This window comes from Variovorax sp. YR752 (assembly GCF_943372545.1).
Window position 1 is genome coordinate 1 of the sequence record NZ_CALRZC010000157.1, and the last position, 20,418, is coordinate 20,418.

20 protein-coding genes are annotated in these 20,418 nt (G+C 63.7%); 11 read left to right on the forward strand and 9 right to left on the reverse strand.

The annotated features are described in order from the left end of the window. Window positions 1-490 (forward strand): LysR substrate-binding domain-containing protein (locus AAG801_RS28360; RefSeq protein ID WP_341891387.1); only part of this gene is annotated, 490 nt, incomplete at its 5' end. A 166-nt stretch (window positions 491-656) separates the two neighbouring features. On the opposite strand, the gene AAG801_RS28365 is transcribed toward AAG801_RS28360, so the two are convergent. The 6 genes from AAG801_RS28365 to AAG801_RS28390 form a co-directional block, all read right to left on the reverse strand. Beyond that, window positions 657-1,934 (reverse strand): TRAP transporter large permease subunit, encoded by a 1,278-nt coding sequence (locus AAG801_RS28365; RefSeq protein ID WP_341891388.1) that lies wholly within the window; start codon window positions 1,932-1,934, stop codon window positions 657-659. 28 nt (window positions 1,935-1,962) lie between these two features. Next, window positions 1,963-2,466, reverse strand: coding sequence for a TRAP transporter small permease (locus tag AAG801_RS28370; protein WP_341891389.1), 504 nt, complete (start codon window positions 2,464-2,466; stop codon window positions 1,963-1,965). A gap of 35 nt (window positions 2,467-2,501) precedes the next feature. Next, entirely contained in the window at window positions 2,502-3,434 is a 933-nt protein-coding gene (locus AAG801_RS28375; protein WP_341891390.1) for an amidohydrolase family protein, read from the reverse strand. Window positions 3,435-3,436: 2 nt separating this feature from the next. Further along, complete coding sequence (locus AAG801_RS28380) at window positions 3,437-4,435, reverse strand: TRAP transporter substrate-binding protein (protein ID WP_341891391.1); 999 nt, start codon at window positions 4,433-4,435, stop codon at window positions 3,437-3,439. 61 nt (window positions 4,436-4,496) lie between these two features. Further along, window positions 4,497-5,462, reverse strand: a complete 966-nt coding sequence (locus AAG801_RS28385; protein ID WP_341891392.1) for a tripartite tricarboxylate transporter substrate binding protein — start codon at window positions 5,460-5,462, stop codon at window positions 4,497-4,499. A 39-nt stretch (window positions 5,463-5,501) separates the two neighbouring features. Next, window positions 5,502-6,638, reverse strand: coding sequence for an iron-containing alcohol dehydrogenase (locus AAG801_RS28390; protein ID WP_341891393.1), 1,137 nt, complete (start codon window positions 6,636-6,638; stop codon window positions 5,502-5,504). Window positions 6,639-6,940: 302 nt separating this feature from the next. On the opposite strand from AAG801_RS28390, the gene AAG801_RS28395 reads away from it, so the two are divergent. The 4 genes from AAG801_RS28395 to AAG801_RS28410 all read left to right on the forward strand — a co-directional run bounded on the left by AAG801_RS28395 (window position 6,941) and on the right by AAG801_RS28410 (window position 10,974). Then, a complete protein-coding gene (locus AAG801_RS28395) occupies window positions 6,941-7,720 on the forward strand; it encodes an enoyl-CoA hydratase-related protein (RefSeq protein ID WP_341891394.1) in 780 nt (259 codons plus the stop codon). A gap of 84 nt (window positions 7,721-7,804) precedes the next feature. After that, window positions 7,805-8,980: a CoA transferase gene (locus tag AAG801_RS28400; protein ID WP_341891406.1), complete on the forward strand. Its 1,176-nt coding sequence runs from the start codon at window positions 7,805-7,807 to the stop codon at window positions 8,978-8,980. Window positions 8,981-9,034: 54 nt separating this feature from the next. Beyond that, the gene (locus tag AAG801_RS28405) at window positions 9,035-10,027 is read left to right on the forward strand and encodes a tripartite tricarboxylate transporter substrate binding protein (protein ID WP_341891395.1); all 993 of its coding nucleotides are present in this window, start codon (window positions 9,035-9,037) and stop codon (window positions 10,025-10,027) included. Between the two features lie 17 nt (window positions 10,028-10,044). Next, window positions 10,045-10,974, forward strand: coding sequence for an amidohydrolase family protein (locus AAG801_RS28410; protein WP_341891396.1), 930 nt, complete (start codon window positions 10,045-10,047; stop codon window positions 10,972-10,974). Here the strand turns inward: AAG801_RS28410 and AAG801_RS28415 are convergent. Then, window positions 10,941-11,888, reverse strand: a complete 948-nt coding sequence (locus AAG801_RS28415) for a transcriptional regulator GcvA (protein WP_341891397.1) — start codon at window positions 11,886-11,888, stop codon at window positions 10,941-10,943. The genes AAG801_RS28410 and AAG801_RS28415 overlap by 34 nt on opposite strands. A gap of 198 nt (window positions 11,889-12,086) precedes the next feature. On the opposite strand from AAG801_RS28415, the gene AAG801_RS28420 reads away from it, so the two are divergent. The 5 genes from AAG801_RS28420 (at window position 12,087) to AAG801_RS28440 (ending at window position 16,909) form a co-directional block, all read left to right on the forward strand. Then, window positions 12,087-12,500 (forward strand): LysR family transcriptional regulator, encoded by a 414-nt coding sequence (locus AAG801_RS28420; RefSeq protein WP_341891398.1) that lies wholly within the window; start codon window positions 12,087-12,089, stop codon window positions 12,498-12,500. An 86-nt stretch (window positions 12,501-12,586) separates the two neighbouring features. Beyond that, window positions 12,587-13,099, forward strand: coding sequence for a PPC domain-containing DNA-binding protein (locus AAG801_RS28425; protein WP_341891399.1), 513 nt, complete (start codon window positions 12,587-12,589; stop codon window positions 13,097-13,099). Window positions 13,100-13,122: 23 nt separating this feature from the next. Next, window positions 13,123-14,559 (forward strand): aldehyde dehydrogenase family protein, encoded by a 1,437-nt coding sequence (locus AAG801_RS28430; protein ID WP_341891400.1) that lies wholly within the window; start codon window positions 13,123-13,125, stop codon window positions 14,557-14,559. 611 nt (window positions 14,560-15,170) lie between these two features. Next, on the forward strand, window positions 15,171-15,893 hold the full coding sequence (locus AAG801_RS28435; protein ID WP_341891401.1) for a VOC family protein: 723 nt from the start codon (window positions 15,171-15,173) through the stop codon (window positions 15,891-15,893). A 77-nt stretch (window positions 15,894-15,970) separates the two neighbouring features. After that, window positions 15,971-16,909, forward strand: coding sequence for a tripartite tricarboxylate transporter substrate binding protein (locus AAG801_RS28440; RefSeq protein ID WP_341891402.1), 939 nt, complete (start codon window positions 15,971-15,973; stop codon window positions 16,907-16,909). 125 nt (window positions 16,910-17,034) lie between these two features. On the opposite strand, the gene AAG801_RS28445 is transcribed toward AAG801_RS28440, so the two are convergent. Then, window positions 17,035-18,384 carry an amidohydrolase family protein gene (locus tag AAG801_RS28445; protein ID WP_341891403.1) on the reverse strand — a complete coding sequence of 450 codons (1,350 nt, stop codon included), beginning with the start codon at window positions 18,382-18,384 and terminating at the stop codon, window positions 17,035-17,037. Between the two features lie 125 nt (window positions 18,385-18,509). On the opposite strand from AAG801_RS28445, the gene AAG801_RS28450 reads away from it, so the two are divergent. Then, window positions 18,510-19,184, forward strand: coding sequence for a TetR/AcrR family transcriptional regulator (locus AAG801_RS28450; RefSeq protein WP_341891404.1), 675 nt, complete (start codon window positions 18,510-18,512; stop codon window positions 19,182-19,184). Between the two features lie 36 nt (window positions 19,185-19,220). Here AAG801_RS28450 and AAG801_RS28455 read toward each other — a convergent pair whose 3' ends face one another. Continuing rightward, complete coding sequence (locus AAG801_RS28455; protein WP_341891405.1) at window positions 19,221-20,210, reverse strand: LysR family transcriptional regulator; 990 nt, start codon at window positions 20,208-20,210, stop codon at window positions 19,221-19,223. Window positions 20,211-20,418: the final 208 nt, after the last annotated feature.

The following is a 20,418-nucleotide window of genomic DNA, read 5'->3' on the forward strand; positions in this document are numbered from 1 at the left end:
CGCTTTCATCCAGGCCTCTGTGCTACCGGCTCCCCTGGCATCGATTCCGCTGCGCAATGACGTGTTCGTGGTCTGCCTTCCAGAGCATCATCGGCTGGCGAAAAAAGCCAGCGTAGATCTGCGCGAGATGGCGGATGAAGCCTTCGTGATGTTTTCGCGTGAGAGTGCACCCGCCAGCCATGACCATGTGATCGGCATCTTCAGCCAAGCCGGTATTCACCCGCGCACCGTGCACCAGGCCCGCATCTGGATGACCGTGGTGGCGATGGTCGCGAGCGGTTGCGGCATCGCGCTGGTGCCGCAGTCGTTGTCACGCACGAACATCGGAGGGGTTAGCTTCCTTCCTCTGGCTGGCACCTCCGCCGTTGCTCCGGCGCTCTTGGCATGGAATCCAAGCATGATGCCGATCGCTCTGGAAAAATTCCTCGCCAGTGCCACGGCCACGGTCCGGCAACTGGCGAAGTCCCCCGCCCCGAAGACCCGCCGCTAGTCCACTGAGCGAGTGGAACTCCGCATCCAAAGCCGCGGGAGATCTATCGGATCATCTGCTGTGATTGGCCTCCGCCGGGAAGGCCGAATGCGCAGGAGTGAGTTGAACCAACTTGCTGTTCCGGATCAATAGCTTCGGCTGCATGAGGACGCGGTCGGACATCGCATCAACGCAGCCAACCGGCGGGCACCATGATGAGCTGTGGGAACAGCACGAACAGGAACATCAGTGCGGTCAGTGACAGCAGGAAGGGCCAGACACCCTGGATCACGCTGTCGAGGTTCACCCTGGCCGTGCCCGCCACCACGTTCAGCACGGTGCCCACCGGCGGCGTGAGCAGGCCGATGGCGTTGTTCATGATGAACATCACCCCGAAGTACACGGGATCGATCCCGGCCTTCGTGATCACCGGCATCAGGATCGGCGTCATGATCAGGACCGTCGGCATCAGGTCGAGCGCGGTGCCCACGATGATGACCAGGATCATGATCACGAACATCAGCAGGATCTTGTTGTCGACAAAGGGCTCGAGCAGCTCGGTCACCTGGGCCGGGATGTTGGCGATGGTGATCAGCCAGGCCGAGACGAGCGCACAAGCCACCAGGAACAGCACGGTGCTCGATGTCTTGGCAGCGCTCATCACCAGTTCGGGCATGCGCGCCATCCGGAGTTCGCCATACACGAAGCTGCCGACAACGAAAGCATACACGACGGCCACCACCGCTGCTTCAGTCGGTGTGAAGAGGCCGAACTTCATGCCGCCGATGATCACGAACGGCAGCACGAGCGCCCAGATCCCATCGCGAAGCGCCCGGACGAGTGCCCTGGCGTCGAAGTGCCTTACAGACACGTTCTTCTCCTTCTTCGCGCAGAGCCACCAGGTGGCGGTGAGCGTCAGCGCCATCATGATCCCGGGAAACAGGCCCGCCAGGAACAGCTTGGTGATCGAGACCTGCGCCACGACCCCAAACACCACGATTGCAATCGAAGGCGGTATCACCGGCGCGATGATGCCGCCTGCGGCGATGAGACCGGCCGCGCGCGGCACGTTGTAGCCGGCATTTCGCATCATCGGGATCAGCAGCGCCGCGACGGCCGCGGTATCGGCCACGGCGGAACCCGAGATGCTGGCGACCACTGTGGCTGCGATGATGGCCACATAGCCCAGTCCGCCACGCACGTGGCCGACCATGGCGTCGGCCACCTTCACGATACGCGACGAGAGTCCGCCCGCGTTCATCAACTCGCCGGCCAGCATGAAGAAGGGCACCGCCATCAGCGGATAGTTGTTGACGCCCTCGAGCATGTTCTGCGCGAGGATCTGGGTGTCGAAGCTGCCCAGATGCACCATCAGTGCAACGCCGCAGACCAGCAGGGCGAAGGCGATGGGCATCCCGAAGGCCATGGCGCCGAGCAGGGAGGTAATGAAGACGAAGATCGTCATGTTGGTGTTCCGTGGGGGATGTGACGGGTCATTCGCCCGCGCTGCCGGTGTCGTTCACCAGCTCCGAGCGCGGCATGCGCCCGCTCAGCAGGCGCCACAGCGAGTGCACTAGTAGCAGGGCCATGCCGGCGCTGCTTACAAGCAGGCAGGCATTGACCAGCCCGATCGGCACCCCGGTGACCGGAGCCCGGTCATCCATGCCGATCACGACCAGCTTCCATGCGCCGTGGGCGAGCAGCAGGCAGCAGCCCAGCGAGCTGGCATCGGCGATGAAGCGGCAGACGCGCTGTCCGCTCTCGCCGAGGCGCGCGACCAGTGTCGACATGCCCAGGTGCATGTGATCTTTCATGACCAGCAGCGCGCCGATCAGCGTGAGCCACATGAAGATGAAGCGCGAGGCTTCCTCGGAAAAGACGATGCCGGAGTTGAAGGCATAGCGCAGCACGACGTTGCCGAAGACGAGTGCGACCATCGCGGCCATCATCGTGATCATCAGCACGCTTGCGGCGCGTTCGAAAATTCGGGACAGCATGGCGGTCTCCTGTGAGGTGTTGGGGTTCGCGGGATTCAGATGCCGGGGGCATCGATGCGATAGCAACGCATCGCGTTGCCATGCCAGACGGCATCGCGCGCATCCGCGCCGAGTTCGTCCAGGGCTTCGGCCATGGTGCGCACCATCTCGGGCATTGATGCACGCAGGCCCGAGACCGGCAGGTTGCTTGCGAACATGCAGCGTTCCCAGCCGAAGATCGCCAGCGTCTCGCGGATCACGCGCACGTTGCTGGCGGCGTCCCAGGGTGCGTCGGGCAGACCGAACTCCGACAGCTTCACATGCACGTCCGCCAGGGCCGCGAGCTTCGTCATGCCGCGGCGCCAGCTTGCCAGGCCGGCTTCGCTGCGATCCCAGGGCAGGCCGGCATGCTCGAGCACCACGCGCAGTCCAGGGTATTGCGCAATAGCGTCGGCGGCTTCCTCCAGATGCCAGTGAGGCACGCGCACGTCCCACAGCAGGCCATGCGCCCGCAGCATGCCGAGGCCGGCGAGCCAGCGCTCGTCCTGCAGGGTGCCTGGCTGGCCGCGCACGCTGTCGTCGGGGCCACGTGCGATGCGCGGCTTGCAGCGCACCCCGCGCACCAATGGCCAGGCGGCGTGTGCGCGCATCTGCGCATCGGCATCCGGCGCCAGAAACTCCACGTGGGCGACGACCGCGTTGGGGAACCCGTGCTGTGCGTGGACGACATGCAGCCAGCGCGTTTCGGCGAGCGATTCCGCACGGGCGCGCTCGGCTTCCACATGGACGGTGGCCGTGATTGGCAGCCCATGGGTCGCTGCGCGGTAGTCGGGCGCTCCGAAATCCTTGCGCAAGGCACTGTAGTCGCCGAGAAAGAAGGCATCCGCGTCGTAGCCGTCCTGCAACCATGGGAAAGAACCCTGGTCGAGGGCCCAGAGATGGTGGTGCGCATCAACGATGGCCTTTGGAAGCGGGTTCACGTCGATCACCTTCAGGGCTGCAGGGCATCCATGGCCTTCAGCACCGCGTCGCCGTTCTTCTCGACGTAGAGCTTTCGTGTCCCGTCTTTGACGATCTTTCGGATGCTGTCGATATCCGGCGTCTCGTTGATTTTCATGCCTTTGGCACGCAGTTGGACCAATGCGTCCTTCTCCCCCTCTGCATTGAGCTTGCGCTGGAAACCGGCTGCAGTAGCGGCCTCCTCCAAGATCACTTTCTGGAATTCCGGCTTGAGCGCTTCGAAGCGCGCCTTGTTCATGATTACCACCAGCGGCGTGTAGGCGTGGCGTGTGAGCGAGAGGTACTTCTGCACCTCGTACATCTTCGACGAGAGCATGAGGGTCGGTGGATTTTCCTGGCCGTCCACCGCACCCGACTCCAGCGCACCGAACACCTCGGCGAATGGCATAGGCTGGGGATTGGCTCCTAGCAGTTGGAAGGCCTTCAGGTGCGACGGATTGGGCGTCGTCCGGATTTTCAGGCCCTTGATGTCGTCTGCGCCGTTGATGGGCCGCTTGTTGTTGGCCAGGCTGCGAAAACCGATTTCCCAGAACGCCAGGCCCTTGATCTGGTGCGCCCCCAATTCGTCGAGAAGGCCACGGCCGACCGCGCCGTCCAGCGTGCGGTAGGCCTGCTGCGCGTCTGCGAACTGATACGGGAGATCGAGCACGTTTAACTTCGGTGCCAGGCCGGTGACGAAGGGGTTGCCGGTCGCACCGATGTCGATCGTGCCGCTGCGCACGCCGGTCACCAGCGTCACGTCGTTGCCCAACTGGCTGTTGGCGAAGACCTGGATCTCCACGGCGCCTTGGGTGCGCTCTTTGACTCGCTTGCTGAATTCCAGCGCGGCCTTGTGCTGCGAATCGCTCTCCGGCACCGTGTGGCTGAAGCGCAGCTTGACGGGCGCCTGCGCCGACGCGCTGGTCGCACCGAAGGCGAGAAAAACGCTCAGCAGGCCGCTGGCGAGCGGTCGGAATAATGTCTTGTGCATGTCTTGTCTCCTGTTGTTGATCTGTGTCCGGTCTGTCGCTAGGCACCGGCGGGCCGTCGCGTCAGACCGTGACCTTGGCGTCCTTGATGACCTTGGCCCACTTCTGCCTTTCCGTGGCAATGAACTCGGCGAACTTGTTCGGCGAACCGCCACCGTCCTCGGCGCCGAAGCTGGCGAGCTTCTCGGCCACGTCGGGCATGGCGAGCACCTTGTTGAAGTCCTCGTTCATGCGCTGAGCGGTGGCCGTGGGCATGCGCGCCGGGCCGACCAGGCCGTACCAGGTGCTGGCGTCGTAGCCCGCAAAACCCATCTCCGCCACGGTGGTGACCTGGGGGAAAGCCTTCGAGCGCCGGGCGCGGGTTTGCGCGATCGCGACCAGCTTGCCGCTGGCTACATGCGGCGTGGCCGAGGTCATGGTCTCGAAGCTGTAGTCGATCTGCCCGCCGATCAGGTCAGTCAACATCGGAGAGGAGCCACGGTAGGGCACATGCAGCGCATCGATGCCAGCACGCAGCTTGAAGAGCTCCATGGCCAGGTGCTGCGCCGCGCCCGCTCCGGAAGAACCAAAGGTCACCGTGCCAGGCTTGGCACGGCAACGTTCGACCACATCCTTCACGGTGCGGGTCGACTGTGCCGTGTTGCAGATCAGCAAGTTGGGGGTGATACCCACCAGGACGAGTGGGGTGAAGTCGCGCTCCACCACATAGCTCAACGTTGGATAGAGACCGGGCGCGATCGCGTGATTGCTGATGTTCGTCATGAGCAGCGTGGCGCCGTCGCCAGGTTGCCTGGCCACGTACTCGGCGGCGATCACGCCCGCCGCGCCGGCTTTGTTCTCGACCGTCACGGGCACGCCCCACATGACCGATAGCTTCTGGCCCATCACGCGGGCCATCACGTCGGTGCCGCCGCCGGGCGGGAATCCGACGATGATCCGGATCGGGCCCGCCGGTAAAGGCGATTGGGCGCGAACCAGTGGGGTCGCCGTTGCGGCCAGGGCCATGGCGATGAAGTAGCGTCTTTGCATGGTGTTTTGTCTCCGTCTTTTTTTGTCCGCGAGGCGCGCCTACATCGAGGCCGTCAGCATCGCCTGGTAGTCCTCGGGACTGGCCTCGCGCGGGTTGGTCTTGTGGCAGTGGTCTTTGAGCGCGCCTTCGATGACGCGCGGGAAAATTTCGGGCGACACGTCGAGTGCGGCAAGCCCGGCCGGTAGGCCAAGCCGCCGGTTCATCTCGGTAATGGCGGGCGCAACTTCGTCGGCGCCGCCTAGCTCCATGGCCTGGGCCAGGCGGGCCAAGCGCTCGTCTTTCAGCATCGAGGGGGCCGAGGCATTGAAGCGGATCACAGCCGGCAGCAGGATGGCGTTGAGCGTGCCGTGGTGCAGGCGCGGGTTCAGGCCGCCCATTGCATGGCTTAAGCTGTGCACGCAACCCAGGCCCTTCTGGAAGGCGAGGGCGCCCTGCATCGATGCGCTCATCATGTTCAGCCGCGCCTCGCGGTTGCCCGGCGTCGAGGTGGCGGTCTCGATGTGCCGCCAGGCCCGACGCAGGCCGTCCAGCGCGATGCCATCGGCTGGCGGATTGAAGGCGGGCGCCATGAAGGTTTCCATGCAGTGGGCGATGGCGTCCATGCCGGTCGCGGCGGTCAGGAAAGGCGGCAGGCCGAGCGTGAGTTCGGGGTCGCAGATGGCGACGCGTGGAACCAGGAATGGCGACAGCACCCCGACCTTGCGGCCGTCGTCCAGGATCAGCACCGCGCCGCGACCCACCTCGCTGCCCGTGCCCGCCGTCGTCGGCACAGCGATCACTGGTGCCGTGGCCGCCGTGATGCGCGCTACCCCACCTTCGATGGCCGCGAAGGACTTCAGCGGCCCGGCATGGGTGGCGCAGACAGCCACGCCCTTGGCCAGGTCGATCGGCGAGCCGCCGCCGACCGCGATGATGCCGTCGCACTGCTTCTCCACATAGAGCGCCACGGCTGCGCGCATGGCGTGCTCGGTCGGGTTGGAGGGCGTGCCGTCGAACACGACGACTTCGCGGTCGCCCAAGTGCGCTGTGACAAGGTCGAGCACGCCCGCCGCGCGGACCCCGGCGTCCGTGACAACCAACGGGCGGCGGATGCCGATGCGCTCGCATTCCTGTGCGAGAAGTTGCACTGCGCCGAAGTCGATCTGGATCTGGGTGATGTAGTTGATGAGGGCCATGGAGTCTCCGTTGTTTCGCCTTGTCTGCCAGTTGAGCGGGACGGTGCGTTGGGGTGGTGCCACCGGTTCGACCGTCGTTGCGGGGCAAGTCTAGGAAGGGGGACTTGCCGCCACAACGTGGATTTACTTGAAGGTGGGCCAAGAAATTTTCACAACGGCGGACCTGACTTTTTCTTGAAGACCGGCTCAGTTTTTCTCGCTTGGCCGGGCACAGCGCCCCACCTAGACTTTCTCGCGGAACCCATTTCCGCCGCACCGGCGCTTGTGCTGAAGCGGCATCTCCAGGAAAGAGACAACACCCTATGACCCCCTTTCTCAAGGTTGAGCGCGACCAGCGCATCGCCACCATCACGCTGAACAATCCCGAGAAGATGAACGCCATGGACCACGGCATGTGGCAGGGCATTGCCGAAATCTTTGCGCAGACCTCAGCCGACGACGAATTGCGCTGTGTCGTGTTGCGCGGCGCTGGTGGCAAGGCCTTCTCGGCGGGCGCGGATATCGAGGAGTTCACCCGCTTGCGGGCCAACTCGGCACAGGCTCGTGCCTACGCCAAGGTCACCGGCGACGCGATGCAGGCCATCAGGGACAGCAAGCATCCGACGCTCGCGGTCATTGAAGGCGCCTGCGTTGGCGGTGGGCTGGAAATCGCATCGGTCTGCGACATGCGCATCTGCGGCACGTCGAGCCGCTTCGGGGTGCCGGTCAACAAGCTCGGTCTGGTCATGTCGTACGGCGAGCTGGGTGGCTTGGTCGACCTGGTGGGCGGTCCGACGGCGCTGGAGATCGTTCTGGAAGGGCGGGTCTTCGATGCGCAGGAGGCCTTGGCCAAAGGCTTGGTGAACCGTATCGTCGACGACGCCGACGTTGTGACGCAGGGCGAGGCAACGGCGCGTCGCATCGCCAACGGCGCGCCGCTGGTAGCGCGCTGGCACAAAGCGTTCGTGCGACGCCTGGCGCAGCCGGCACCCGTCACGCCGCAGGAGGCGGACGAAGCCTATGCTTGCTTCGACACCGAGGACTTCCGCATCGGCTTCCAGGCCTTTCTGGCCAAGACCAAGCCGGTCTTCACGGGCCGCTGAGCGCGCGCCCGAAACCGAAAATCACGGAGTTATCGCGTGACACTTCCTCTTTCCCGAATCAAGGTCCTCGACGTCAGCCAGATCATGGCGGGCCCTTTCTGTTGCATGTTGCTCGGCGACATGGGGGCGGACGTCATCAAGGTGGAGACACCCGGCGTTGGCGACCAGACGCGCAAGTCGATGGGCTTTCGCCTCAAGGGGGCCGACAGTGGCGGCTTCCTGGCGCTCAATCGCAACAAGCGCAGCGTCGAGATCGACCTGAAGAATCCGGCCGGGCTCGAAGCCTTCTACGCATTGGTGAAGGACGCGGATGTGCTTGTGGAAAACAACCGCCCCGGCGTCGCCGCCCGTCTGAAGATCGACTACGCGACCTTGCGGGCCATCAACCCACGTCTGGTCTACGCCAGCATCTCCGGCTTCGGTCAGACCGGTCCATGGGCCAAGCGGCCGGGTCTGGACCTGATCGCCCAGGCCATGACTGGCGTGATGAGCGTGATGGGGCACCCGGACCAGGCGCCAGTCAAGGCTAGCGTGCCGATCGCTGATCTGGGGGCCGGCCTGTTCGCCGCCTACGGCATCCTGAGTGCAGTGATCGGCCGCGACCTCACGGGGGAAGGCCAGTTCATCGATGCGTCTCTGTTCGAGACGGCGATGGGCCTGTCGGTCTGGGAATCGGCTGAGTACTGGGGCACGGGCGAGGTGCCGGTCCCGATCGGCAGCGCCAATCGGATGAGTGCGCCCTACCAGGCGGTGCGCGCGTCTGACCGCTACTTCGTCATCGGCGCGGCGAACCCGAAGTTGTGGGCCGCCCTGTGCGGCGTGGTCGATCGGGCAGACCTGCTCGAGGACCCGCGCTTCACGGACAACGTGCTGCGCATCCGCAATCGCGAGGTGCTGATCGTCGAACTCGAGCGTGAGTTCGCACGTCGCACGGCCGCTGAGTGGGTCGATGCGCTGCTGGCTGCGGGCGTACCGGCCGCACCGATCTACAACTATGCCGAGGCCCTGTCGAGCGAGCAGGCGGTGGCGCGCAACATGGTGCTCAAGATCCAGCACCCGGTCGAGGGCGAGACCAAGGCACTGGGTTTTCCGGTCAAGCTCAGCGGCACGCCACAGCAGGTGCGGCATCCGGCCCCGCTGCTGGGCCAGCACACCGATGAGATCCTCGGTGAAATCGGCATGAGCCCGCAGGCCATCGACGCGCTTCGACAGGCGGGTGCCTTCGGTTCAGTCCGCGTCGACACAGCCGCCGCGACCTAGCCACTGCAGCGCTGGCGCGACAAACATACACACAACACATCCGGAGACAAGACAATGAGCCCTTCATCCTTCGACCTCGCGCGCCGAAATGGACTGCGCGCCACACTGCTGGCCGCCGCTTCGCTGGCTCTGCCAGTCGCATGGGCCCAGCCCGGCAGCTATCCGCAAAAGCCCATTGAGCTGGTCGTGCCCTGGCAGGCCGGCGGCGGTGCCGACGTGGTTGGCCGCGCATTTGGCGCTGCCGTCGCTAAGCATCTTTCGCAGCCTCTCATTGTGGTCAACCGGCCAGGCGCCAGCGGTGTGCTGGGTCTTGGCGAAGTGGTGAACGCCAAGGCGGACGGCTACAAGATCGTGCTGTCGTCGACCGAACTCACCTTCCTGAACCACCTGGGTCTGGCCAAGTTCTCCTACAAGGACTTGCGCCCGATCGCACGCCTCAACGCGGACCCTGCAGCCGTGGTGGTGCGCGCCGACTCGCCCTATGCGACGCTGGAACAATTCATCGAAGCGTCACGCAAGACCGAATCGAACATCCGTGTGGGCAACGCTGGCCACGGCTCGACCTGGCACATGGCCGCTGCGGCCCTGGCGGAGAAGACCGGCGCAGTTTTCAATCACATCCCCTATCCTGGAGGAGCGCCCGCGGTGCTGGCGCTGCTGGGCGGGCACATCGATGCCGTGACAGTGAGCACGGCTGAGGTCTCGAGCTATGTTGCGGCAGGCAAGCTCAAGGCACTGGCTGTGATGGCTGACGCGCGTGTGGCCGATGGATTTGAGCGCGTTCCCACGCTCAAGGAGCGCAACATCGATCTGTCCATTGGCATCTGGCGCGGGCTCTCGGCGCCGCGCAACACGCCGGACGATGTGATGGTGGTGCTGAAGACCGCCGCAGCCAAGGCGGTGAAGGAGCCGGTCTGGCTCGATGCCCTGCAGAAACTGCATTTCAGCACCGACACCTACGCCGACGATGTGGCACTCGAGGCCGTGATGAGCCGGGAAAGCGCCTTCTTCAAGACACTGGCCGGCAAGCTGAAGCTCTCGAACTGAGCAACAGGAAATCCACGATGACGCTTGCTCCGGATGAACCCTTTGTCGACGCGCATCAGCATTTTTGGGACCTGGGGGTCAACCCCTATCCTTGGCTGCAGGGCGAGACGGTGCCGAACTTTCGCTACGGCGACTATTCGGTGCTGCGACGCAACTACCTGATCGACGACTTTGCGCGCGACACGCGTGGCCATGCACCGGTGGCCACCGTGCATATCGAGGCCGAATGGGATCGTGCGGATCCGGTGGCGGAAACCCGTTGGCTCAATAGTTTGGCTCAGACACAGGGCAGGCCATCGGCCATCGTCGCTCATGCGACGCTTGATCATCCCGGCGTCGCGGACGTTCTTGCGGCCCAGGTCGCGTTCCCGCTCGTTCGCGGCATCCGGCACAAGCCAGTGACGGCGCCGTCACCGGCGCAAGCTCGGCGTGGCCTGACGGGCTCGATGGACGACCCGCAGTGGCGGCGTGGCTATGCCCTGCTGCAGGCGCATGGCCTTTCGTTCGACCTGCAGGCACCATGGTGGAACTTGGACCAGGCGACTGAACTGGCGCATGATTTTCCGCAAACGACCCTGATCCTCAATCACACTGGATTGCCGGTGGATCGCAGTGATGCCGGCTTGCGCGGTTGGCGCGCCGCGCTCGATACCTTGGCGGTACAGCCAAACACCGCGATCAAGATTTCTGGGCTGGGCCAGCGTGGCCGCCCGTGGTTGCAGCAGGACAACGTGCCGCTGATGCGAGATGCCATCGCGATCTTTGGCCCATCGCGTTGCATGTTCGCGAGCAACTTTCCGGTAGACAGCCTGGTGGCCGACTACGGGACACTCCTGGCTGGATTCAAGGCCGCGATCGCCGGACGTCCCGAGGGTGAACGGCGTGCGCTGCTGCATGACAACGCAGAACGCTTCTACAGGCTCGCGCCAGTCGAATCCGTAGCCTGAGCTTCTGCGTCGCGCGCGAGCTCTTCGCGCATCCATTCAAGAAAGGCGCGAATTCGCGGATCCTGGGCGCGATCTTCCGGAAAGATGAGGTAGTAGGCGAACTCCACCTGCATGCTGCCGACGAACGGTCGCACGAGCCGGCCGCTCGCAATATCGTCGACCACCCAGTGCTTCTTCGCCAAAGCGACGCCCAGTCCATCGATTGCGGCACCGATCACGAGGTGGCTGGGCCAGAACGAAGGGCCCCGTGTGGCGTCCACGTCGGCGATTCCCGTGTGCTCAAGCCACATCGCCCAGTTGGGATTGCTCACGTCCGCGTAGGTGCTTTCGTCGTGCAACAGGGTATGGAATCGCAGGTCTTGCGGCGAGGCCAGCGGACGCGTCGGATCCTTCAGAAGCAGAGGGCTGCACACAGGAAAGACCTCGACCGGTAGACATAGCTCGGAGTAGAGCCCCGGATAGATGCCGCGGCCGTAGCGTACGGCCATGTCGAAGTCCTCGCGGGTGAAGTCGACCATCTCCTTGGCCGTGGAGATCTTGAGGTCGATATCGGGATGCGCCTGCATGAAGCGTTGCATCCGGGGCGTGAGCCACTTGACCGCGAAAGTCGGTGGCAGGTTGATCTTGAGCGAGGGGACGCCCAGGGACTGGTGCAATTGGTGGGTGGCGAAGACGAGCTGCTTGAACGCCTCCTGCACGCCGGGCAGATAGGCCTTGCCTGCGGACGTGAGCGTGAGCGACTTGGAGTCGCGCGTGAAGAGCATGACGCCGAGGTTTTCCTCCAACGTCTTGACCTGGTGGCTGACGGCCGAGGGGGTGACGAATAGCTCGTCGGCGGCGCGTGTGAAGCTGAGATGCCGCGCCGCGACCTCGAAGGCACGCAATGCGTTCAGCGGTGGAATGGGTCGTGACACCGAGTCTCCTCTTGAGCTCTGCAGTTCGCGCAGGATTCGATCAAGTATGCGGGCAAACGCTTCAAGTTTTTCTCCGCAATCGCCCTAGAAATACTCGTTTGCCCACGTGCAAGGGCCTTCCTAGACTGGCGCCTGCTCGAAGCGATCGGGCACCGGAACTTCTTCAATGCCCATCCACGGCAACCTTGGAATCTCTGAATGAAAAACGAACTGAAACTGGGTGCTACGGCGCGACGAGCGCTCACGGTGAACATCGAACGCACCGTCGATTTTCTCGGCGAAGCCTTGCGTATCTATGCCACGCCCGAGCTCGTGCGCGACGTGGAGCAGACCTGCCTGGACTTCCTGCTGGCCTATGCGGACGAAGGAGAGAACTCGGTCGGTGCAGAGATCGCACTGAAACACGGTGGCGCCACGCTGCTGGGCCGGCAGGTCGAAATCCATGCGTGCGTAAGCGCAATCGAGGGCCGCAACGTGAGCTTCGACTTCACTGTCAACGAGGATGGCAAAGAAGTCGCAAGCGGAACGCACCGCCGCTTCGTCGTGAACGTAGAACGGCTGCGCGCCAAGGTGCAGGGCAGCCGCATGAAGCCTGTTGCCGCAACCCCCTGATTCCTCGCCTGCCTGTCCATGTGCAGGGGGATATTCGCGCGGCGACTGCCGCATTGTTTTCCTTAAAAATAGATTGAGACAACGTCATGTTCAAGAAACGCTTTCTCCTGCTGTCGATCCTGCTGGCCGGACTGACATCCGCCGCATCGGCGCAGGACCTCACAGGCAAGTACACGCGCACGCCGACGGGCTACCTAATGGTGCTGCGCAATGGCGACGATGTGATCGCCCATATCGAGAGACTTGCGGTGATCGAGCAGATTCCGAGCGCCAGCATCGTGGGCATCGGCTTCATGCGGGAGGCGACCTTTGGCTTCTACGATTTCTCCCGAAAGGTTTTCAATCCCAAGAGCTTCAAGGACGTGGAACTAGCCAATCTGACCGGCAGCATCGCCTGGAAGGAAGGAAAACCATCTATCCACGCCCATGGCATCGTGACCGACGGCACCTTCAACGGGGCCGGAGGCCATCTGCTTGGACTGACGGTCGGCACGGGGTCCTGCGAGATCACCGTGTTGCTGCATCCGCAGCGGCTCGACCGGTTCGTCGATCCGGCGATCGGCGCCAACGTGTTGGGCCTTCATCCCGGTGCCAAGTAACTTTGCAGCCTGAGGAATCATCCATGCAACAACACGACAACTTGATCGCAGGCGAGTGGTGGAAGGGGGTCGGCTACAGCCCGAACCAGAACCCCTCGAACCTCTCGGACACGATCGCCGAGTACGCCCAGGGCGATGCTTCGCATGTCGACGCTGCCGTGGCCGCCGCTACGGCAGCCTTTCCGGCCTGGGCGACGAGTGGTATTCAGGCGCGTTCGGACGCGCTCGACAAGATCGGCACCGAGATCCTCTCGCGCCGAGAGGAGCTCGGTATCCTGCTTTCCCGCGAAGAAGGTAAGACCAGGGTCGAAGGCATTGGCGAAGCCACGCGGGCAGGACAGATCTTCAAGTTCTTCGCGGGCGAATGCCTGCGCCTGTCGGGAGAGGTACTGCCCTCGGTGCGCCCGAACATCGGCGTCGAGATCACTCGTGAGCCCATCGGCGTCGTGGGCTTGATCACGCCGTGGAATTTCCCCATCGCCATTCCGGCTTGGAAGATCGCTCCGGCATTGGCTTTTGGCAACTGCGTAGTCCTCAAGCCCGCCGATCTGGTGCCCGGCTCCGCTTGGGCATTGGCGGAGATTATCAGTCGGTCTGGCATTCCGCCCGGCGTATTCAATCTGGTGATGGGGCGTGGCAGGGTGATTGGCAATGCGCTGGTGAACCACGCCGGCATCCACGCAATCAGCTTCACCGGCTCGGTGGGGGTGGGGCGCAGCATCGCGATTCAGTGTGCGACGAAGCACAAGAAGGTGCAGCTCGAGATGGGCGGCAAGAATCCGCAGGTCGTCCTGGACGATGCGGACCTGGCTCAGGCGGTCGAATTGAGCGTGCAGAGCGCTTTCTATTCCACCGGTCAGCGTTGCACGGCGTCAAGCCGACTGATCGTGACCGACGAGATCTATCCGAAGTTCGTGAAAGCAATGAAAGCTCGCATGGCGAAGATCGAGGTGGGCGATGCGCTGGTTCAGGGCACAGATATCGGGCCGGTCTCCAGTCAGAGTCAACTCGATCAGAACCTGGAATATGTGGAGATCGGGCAGAACGAAGGTGCCACGCTGGCAGCGGGTGGTCAACGTCTGAAGCTGGATACCGAGGGCTTCTACATGGCGCCGGCGCTGCTGGTGGACACCGCGAAGTCCATGCGCATCAACAAGGAGGAGATCTTCGGTCCGGTGGCGAGCGTCATTCGAGTGAAGGACTATGAGGAAGCACTGGTGACGGCAAACGACACGGAATTCGGTTTGTCTGCGGGGATCGCCACGTCCAGCCTGAAATACGCAACGCACTTCAAGCGTCACAGCCAAGCTGGAATGGTGATGGTGAATCTACCTACTGCTGGTGTCGACTACCACGTCCCCTTCGGGGGGCGGAAGGGTTCGAGCTATGGGCCTCGTGAACAAGGCCGCTACGCGCAAGAGTTTTTCACTACCGTGAAGACGGCATATACGCTGGCGTGAGGCGCCGGCGCTGCATGAAGGGCGGGATTTCTCCGACGGAGCTTTTTCACGGTGGGTTGCACACGCAGCAACCTAGAAAAAGCATCGCTGGACCCAGCTCGACCATGCGTGGCACAAGTAATCCTTGCCGAAGTCTGCATGCTACGTCGTGAGCCGCACGGTTTACCGATACCGTAGGCGCCACGTCTTCTTCGAATCGGAAAAGCGCTTGCCGATGATCTGGCGATCAATCGAAGGCTGAACGACCGGGCCAGGTAGGAGGGACTGCAGCAGGTCCACGCTCCGGTGATAGCGCAGCATCGATCCGGCCAGGAAGGTGGGGTCCTGCTTGCCAAACGCGGCCTACGGCGCAAGGCCGAAGATCGTGATGCTGATAGCCGGTTGCATATCGGTCATCGCCTCCCCCATCTCGCGAGCCTGAGGGGGCTGGTGAAGGCCGTTCTCGTGGCAGAGGGCAGCCTGGTCTCTGACAATCCATTCAAATGACGCAGGCGGTCGCAATGTTTGCTGTATTTTGTCCTTTTAAGACACTAGAAAGATGTCGAAGATTAGGTCCTAGTGCGCTGCAGCGCCGCCCGGAGCCCGCGCAAATTCAATGATCGCCGTTACTCTTGAAGGACCTCAAATTGATTCATTTCGACCATGTTTGCCTTGCAACTCCCAATGTCTACGAGTCCACCTTCCGCCTTAGCCTGGAGACCGGCTTGGGCAACTACGACGGGGGCTACTTTCCGCTCTACGGCGTTGGCCATCGCGTGGTGCCGTTGGCGCCGGATGTGTACATCGAGCTCGAAGGCATCGTGGACCAGCGAAAGCTGCGAGACGGTGTTCCCTTCACGGCCTTCATGGAGCGCCAGACCCAAGAGGGCGAACGCTTCATCGGATGGTGCCTTCGCGCGGATACCCGCGACGAACTCGACGCTTTCGCCGCGCACCATCGCACCGCGGTGGACGAGCGAACGACCGGCGTGGATGCAGGTCGCCAGATGATGAACAGGACACGCGGTTTCGCGCTGCAGGCACCCAGCGCGCTCACGGCGTGGCCCTCGGGCAAGCCCAATCTCTATTTCAAACCTGACGCGGGCGTGCATGTGGCGAGCCTGCCAGTCGTTTCTGGATCCGGCACCATCCATGGTCGCAGCGTTGCGTGGATCGAGATTGGCGAATCCGAGGCGGCGCTCGCCGCCTGGCTGGGTGACGTGGCCTCGCCTCGCGGCTTTCCCTTCGAGATCCGCTACAACGGCGGACCCGCCGGCTTCTACGCCGTCGGCGTAGACACGGACGAAGGCGTCAGGGAAATCCGGCGCCCGGCCGTGAAACTGGAGGCACCGTGAAAACGCGGCTTCGAGACCGCGGCGCTTTATGCGTCGCAAGGCGGCATCGTGTCATCGGCGGCGCTCGACTGGCACTGATGGCGACGCTGTTCACAGTGAGTCTCGCGCAAGCTCAAAGCATCTATCCGAACCGTCCCATCACGATCGTGATCGGCTACCCAGCGGGAGGCAGCGTCGATGCAGTGGGGCGTGCCGTGGCCGACGGTCTTGGCAAGCAACTGCCCGCCACCACCGTGGTTGAGAACCTGGGCGGTGCCGCCGGGGCCATCGGTGTGCAGCGCGTCGTCAATGCCGTACCTGACGGCCAGACACTAATCTTCGGCTCCAGCAGCGAATTCGTCGCCACGCAGTTGCTCAATCCAGCACAAAAGTACGACGCGTCGAAGGACCTGGTGCCGGTGGGCTACGTGGGCGCCATTCCGCTGGTGCTGGTCGCGTCGACGCAAAGCGGCGTGAAGACGCTCGAGCAGTTCGTTTCGGCTGTGAAGGCGAACCCCGGGAAGTACAGCTACGGTACGTCGGGCATCGGCTCGTTGCTGCACTTCTCGGGTGAGCTGGCGAAGAAGCAGGCAGGACTGGCAATCACGCACATTCCCTATCGCGGCGCAGGCAACATTGGCAGCGACTTGGCGGGAGGCTCCATCGAGTTTGCATTTCTCGGTCCCGGAGCCGCAAAGCCTTTCATCGACAGCCGTCGCATCGTGCCGATCGCGGTGACCAGCGCTCAGCGCATCACCTTGCTACCGTCCATCCCCGCACTGGGAGAACATCCGGCACTCAAGGGCTATGACCTGGTGGCTTGGTATGCATTGATGGCGCCGCGCAAGACTCCGCCGGACATCGTTGCCAAGCTCCAGGCCGCCTTGAAGGAGTCCTTGCGCGAACCGGCCTTGCGCCAACGTCTGGAGCAGATCGGCGTCGTGGTCGGCCGGGGCGACGAGAACGTCGCGCAAATGATGACGAAGGACACCGGGCAGTACCGGCGCATCGTTGAGTTCGCAGGCATGCGCCAGTAGAGCGCCATGTGCAATGGTCGCGTGGCCCTATCCCGGGCTACGCGTCGGTGTCGGAATCGCAGATGGCGCCTGCGTTGTTGGGCCCCGATGCAATGGGTTTGATCGGACTAAGCCTCAAAGACGATTCAGCCGCCACTCTGCGCCGCGCCGAAAATGGCCGCCCTCGACTGCGAAACCATCTGCGCAGTGCGGCCCGCATCATGATTCAGCAGCCGCCCGCCCGACAGCAGCGCCTGTCCGTCCACGAACACCGTGTCGATCTCCCGCGCGCTGGTCTGCAGCAGGAGGTGGGCGCACAGATCGTCCTCGATCGAATCGCCGAACAGGCCCTTCCGCACGAGCACGATGTCGGCGCGCTTGCCTGCTTTCAGCGAGCCGATCCGATCGGCCATGCCCAAGACTTCCGCACAGCCGATCGTCGCGCGGCGGATCAGATCGGCGGGCCGCAGCAGGGGCGTGCCGGGGCGTACCACAGGCCGGCGGCCGATGACTTCCTCGCGGGCACGCGCCGTCAGGCCGTCGATGAAACCTTGCACGGCGTACATCACGCGCAGCTGCATCAAGGAGTCCGAGGCCACGTGACATGGAACGTCGCAGCCGAACACCACAGGCACGCCGTGCTCGGCGGCACGCCGCACCACGTCAGCAGGCGTGCCCTGCACGTCCGCTGAAGGCGTGAAGCACAGCGGCATTGCGGCGCGCGCCATGCGCTGCAGTTCCTCGTCGGTGACCAGATTGCCGTGGATGCCCAGCAGATCCGGCCCCAGCAGGCCTCGATCGTCCAGCGCCGCAACGTCGCCCAGGGCGTTCAGGTGAATGCAGCTCGCCGCACCCAGCGAGCGAGCGAACGCGAGCTGGCCGGTCAGGTTTGCCGCCCCGATCGATTCGATACCGAAGTTCACCGTTGTGCGGCTGCGCGGATCGTCGAAGCGCTCGAACACCCGCTGCGCATCCGCGAAGCGCGCGGCTTCGCTGTCGAAGGCATCGGGCAACGCACTCATGAACGAGTAGGTGAAGACGTGCCGTATACCGGACTCGCGAAGCCCCTCGATCGCGGCGTCGGCATAGCCGGGCGCGCGAATGTTGTGGCAGTAGTCGACCACCGTGGTGGTGCCATAGGAAACCATCTCGTGGCCACCGACATAGCCCGAGTTGAAGTTGTCGCCCGGCTGAAAGTAGCGACGCAGCGGCAACAGCTTAGTGAAATAGTTTCCTGTCCACAGGTCGGGCACGTAGCCGCGCAGCACCGTCTGCCACATGCAGTTGTGCGCATCGATGATGCCCGGTAGCGCGATCATGCCGGCGGCGTCCACCACCTCCGCCCCTTCGCATCGCGGCCCATGATTGGACGCAATGTCCGGCTCGACTAGCGCGATGGCGCCGTTGTCGATCAGGATGTCGCACCCCCGGATCTCGCCGCATGCATCTTCCATGGTGATGACGTCGGCGTTGCGAATCAGTGTTCGCTGGTTCATGGGATCATTTCGCTCGTGTCGCGCTTGCCCTGACGCGCAAGGCGCCTTTGTTTATCGTTTGATAACTTTGAGGCGATTGGCATAATTTGTCAATCGATCAATAAAACAGATACATTCCGACCCACATGGCCACCAGCAAGCCCTTCGGGGTCCACGACGGCGCAACGCCGCCTGCGCGAAGGCGTCTCGCGCCGGAAGACCGCGAACACCAGATACTCCAGGCGGCGACTGCGTTCTTTGCACGCAAGGGCTTCGACGCCAGCACCCGGGAGCTGGCCCGCGAGCTCGGCATCACGCAGCCGCTGCTCTACCGCTACTTTCCCACTAAGGAGGCCTTGGTCGACCGTGTCTACGAGGACGTGTTCGTCAGGCGCTGGAACCCCGAGTGGGAAGAATGGCTGGCGGATAGGTCGGTTTCATTGCCCGAGCGGCTCAAGCGCTACTTGAAGGACTACGCGCGCTTCGTGCTGCGAGGAGAATGGGTGCGCATCTTCATCTACGCGGGCCTCAGCCGCGGCGGCATCAACCAGAAGTATCTGGCGCGCCTGCGCGAGCGACACTTCGTGGTAATTGCCCGCGAGCTGCGTCACAGCCACGGTATTCCCGAGCCGCGCAACGCGCAGGAAGAGGACGAGGAAGTCGAGCTCGTCTGGGCCATGCATTCGAGCGTCTTCTATATCGGGGTGCGCAAGTGGGTCTACGAATTGCCCACCCCAAAAAATCTCGAGCGGCTCATTGACATGCGCGTCGATGCCTTCATTGCCGGCGTGCCGGTCGTGCTGAAGGCGCAGCGGTCCTGACGGCTCCTTGAGGCCTCTCGGCCGCGCATCGAGCGCTCAGCGTTTCGAGGCACGGGGGCGGGCGCTCTCGCTTCGCCCGCGCACCGGCCGAGCCTGATTGTTTTTCGCTGCGGCCGCGCGGCGCACGCGTGTGGGGTGCGGCACCTGCGGCAGCGCATCGAGAAAGCGCTGCGCCGCGGGCGACACGGCCTCCGGCCGCCAGACGATCCGGTACTCGGTTTGCATCTCCAGCAGCGGCAGCGGTCGAGCAACGATCAGTTCACCCGCGAACTGCACCAGGCTCTCCTGCGCCGCGCACAATCCGAACTCGTTGGCGACCAGCGCGAGCGCCGAGACGATGTCGCCCGCCACGCAGGCCACCCGCGGTTCGAACCCCCGCCGGCGGCAGGCCGTCATAAACTTCGCCCGCAGCGAGGGCCCGTCGCGTTCGGGCGTCACCACCCATTCCGCATCGACGAGCATCTTCAAAGGGATCTCGGGAACCATGACCAGCGGATGTCGCTTGGGCATGAGCAACACGTAGTTCTCGGTGCTGTAGAGCCGCGACGCCAGCGCGGGGTCGGTCACCTCCTGCGTCTGCACGGCGAAGTCGAGCCTGCCGCGGCGCAGGGCTTCGAGTTGCTGAGGTTCCTCCGCGCCCTCGAATTGGAACGCGATCGAAGGATAGGCAAACTGCACCTGCCGCGCCGTGCCGGGGATGATGCCGTTGTAGAGGGCACCGGCCATGTGGCCGATCACCACCGTACCGCCGATTCCGTCGGCCCTGCGCTGCAGATCGCGCATCAGGGTCTCGTTGCTCCTGAGCAGCTGGCGCGCATTCACCAGTAGCTCTCGACCGGCATTGTTGAGGCGCAGGGACCTGCCTACCCGTTCGAACAGCGCGAAGCCCACGCGGGACTCGAGTTGCAGGATGGTGCGGCTCAAGGGCGACGCCGAAATGTGCAGGGTCTCGGCAGCGCGGGAAATGCTTTCGTGCTCGGCCACGCTCACGAATTGGCGGAGCATCCGAAGTTCGATCAGATGCATGCGGGTCTTGGGTTGGTCCAAAGGGAAGCCGGAATTCTAGACACGGGTCTCATGTTCCGACCGTGGCGGGTGCGGTGGTATCCAACGCAACGGGCACCGACTGGCGAACGAGCTCGAGGAACTGGCGCAGCTTGGCGGGGTAGAAGCGTGCGGGCGGGTAAGTGAGAAACACCGGCAGCGGTGGCGCCTGCCAATCGGGCACGACCTC